Raw genomic sequence first — 1,478 nt, 5'->3', positions numbered from 1 at the left:
CTATATTCAATATCCGTAAAAGTTTGTTGCTTTTTCATTTCTCTGCACCGCCTGTGTCTTGATAGTTCTATTTTACCAGAGTTCTCCTCTCTTCGGTAGAGGGGCGGATTAAATCAGAGGTTCCTTAACCGTATTTCAAAAAGCCTGCGGTTCGGATTTGCCTTAGCATAAAACCATCCGGACTGATGCCGGGGCTGATGAAAATGCCGTTTTTCAGGGTCCGCCGGGCGTCGGTAAAACACATTTAGCCGTCGGACTTGCTATGCAGGCGCGGTGTAACGGTATGATGGTTTCTCTGTAATGCCGAGCCTCACCGCTGATCTCCGAAAGGTCAGCATTCAAGACTGTTTCATCACCATCCGAGAGTAACGAAGAACCAGCTTTCGCCGGACTTTTTCGACAGGTTTGGGAACATCTTTCAGATAGGTTGCAGATGTTCCAATTGATGCAGAAAAAGCACGGCGGAAAGCAAGTCGGCGCATCCCCCCGGACTAATATTCCGCGCGGTGAAAATTGCATCTAACTTTTTGATCAAAGCCATGCCTTTTTCTGAATAAGCTCCTCCCGCAGTCAGAACCTGCCCTGCCGTTTTTTTCATCCATGCCAGCGCTTCTGTCCCGCATCTGGCCAGCACGTTGGTGTCTTCGGTAATCGCCATTAATCGAAACAAAGTCTGCAGTTTCACGGCGTTCATCTGTGCGCCAGACGCCAGCTCTTTTTCAAATTCAGGAAAAACCGCCAGTACGGAAGGGTACCCTTCCGCCGCTTCGCCGCGGATCCCGCGGTTTCCGTACCTTAAGAACAAGCGCTCCCCTTTTGTGTGCGGGGGACGACGGAGGATATTGTCCCATTCCCGCTCCATCTCGGTTTTTGCGATTTGCGACGACAGGAAAGCCATCGATTCTGCCGTCACATGATCCTGGTCCCGAAACTGAAAACCTGCCGCCGCGCATAGCAGACCGATGGAGAAAATGGCACCTTTATGCGTATTTACCCCGCCGGTAACGGAAAACATGGCTTTTTCCGCCAAAATGCCGATATTGCGAAGCTTGGGGAACAGTTCCCCCGGCTTTCCTTTATGAGATAACCCTGCGGCTGCCATTTCTCCCAAAAACGGGGTAATTGCCCGGAAACGTAAAAGCGACCGGCGTAAAACCGGGACTCACCTATGTGATGATCGACGTCTATGACAGCAAAAACAAACGCCTGACTCACGCCTCCGTTCAGTTGACGGTTCAAAACGGTGTGAAGCCGAACGGCAATTCCGCGAGGCAGTATGGTATTTTTTAATTGATGATTGTTCCCGTTCGGCTCTGTTTCTAAGGAAAAGGGGCCGTTGCAAAACGGCACGAAAAAAAGTCGGAGCAACCATACGAAAAGGTATTGGCAGCTCCGGCTTTTTGCTTTAAAATTTAGTTGTGAAAGAAAATAAAAAGCTCTTAGAGCATAACAGATTTGAGCGAAAAAATCAACAGTTG

General features: G+C 49.3%; 3 protein-coding genes. 2 read left to right on the top strand and 1 reads right to left on the bottom strand.

What is annotated here, in order from left to right; all coding sequences use genetic code 11:
* The first annotated feature begins 175 nt into the window (after positions 1–175).
* Positions 176–301 carry an ATP-binding protein gene (locus tag CAFE_RS20485; protein ID WP_330593933.1) on the top strand — a complete coding sequence of 42 codons (126 nt, stop codon included), beginning with the start codon at positions 176–178 and terminating at the stop codon, positions 299–301.
* Between the two features lie 117 nt (positions 302–418).
* On the opposite strand, the gene CAFE_RS10490 is transcribed toward CAFE_RS20485, so the two are convergent.
* Entirely contained in the window at positions 419–1,102 is a 684-nt protein-coding gene (locus CAFE_RS10490; RefSeq protein ID WP_156990624.1) for a triphosphoribosyl-dephospho-CoA synthase, read from the bottom strand.
* Between the two features lie 20 nt (positions 1,103–1,122).
* Between CAFE_RS10490 and CAFE_RS10485 the strand changes: the two genes are divergently transcribed.
* Entirely contained in the window at positions 1,123–1,290 is a 168-nt protein-coding gene (locus tag CAFE_RS10485) for a hypothetical protein (RefSeq protein WP_156990623.1), read from the top strand.
* The last annotated feature ends 188 nt before the right edge of the window (positions 1,291–1,478 follow it).

Source organism: Caproicibacter fermentans (genome assembly GCF_009746625.1).
Lineage (GTDB): Bacteria > Bacillota > Clostridia > Oscillospirales > Acutalibacteraceae > Caproicibacter > Caproicibacter fermentans.
Note: the sequence above shows the minus strand (reverse complement) of the source record. Positions and strands in the feature narration are given on the sequence as shown.

Excerpts from the sequence above, each read along its gene's own strand:
- CAFE_RS10490 (WP_156990624.1), bottom strand. The coding sequence starts at position 1,102 with ATGGCAGCCGCAGGGTTATCTCATAAAGGAAAGCCGGGGGAACTGTTC.